1 protein-coding gene is annotated in these 322 nt (G+C 66.1%); it reads right to left on the bottom strand.

The features are described 5' to 3' along the window. On the bottom strand, positions 1 to 322 hold a 322-nt coding region (locus P0D73_RS46860), incomplete at both ends, for a malic enzyme-like NAD(P)-binding protein (protein ID WP_408436578.1).

Here is a 322-nt window from a genome sequence, read left to right on the forward strand (position 1 = left end):
GGCCGGCGCGACCTTGACGATCAGGCGCGGATCGAACGGCTTCGGAATCAGGTATTCCGGGCCGAACGAGAGGTCCTGAATGCCATACGCCGTCGCGACGATATCGCTCTGCTCCTGGCGCGCGAGTTCGGCGATCGCGTTGACCGCGGCAATTTCCATTTCCCGCGTCACCGTCGTCGCGCCCGCATCCAGCGCGCCGCGGAACAGGAACGGGAACACCAGCACGTTGTTCACCTGGTTCGGGTAGTCGGTGCGCCCCGTGCACAGCACGGCGTCCGGACGCACTTCCAGCGCCAGTTCCGGCAGGATTTCCGGCGTCGGA

Origin of the sequence: Paraburkholderia sp. RL18-101-BIB-B, from assembly GCF_046026985.1 — a bacterium.
In the GTDB taxonomy this organism is placed as follows: domain Bacteria; phylum Pseudomonadota; class Gammaproteobacteria; order Burkholderiales; family Burkholderiaceae; genus Paraburkholderia.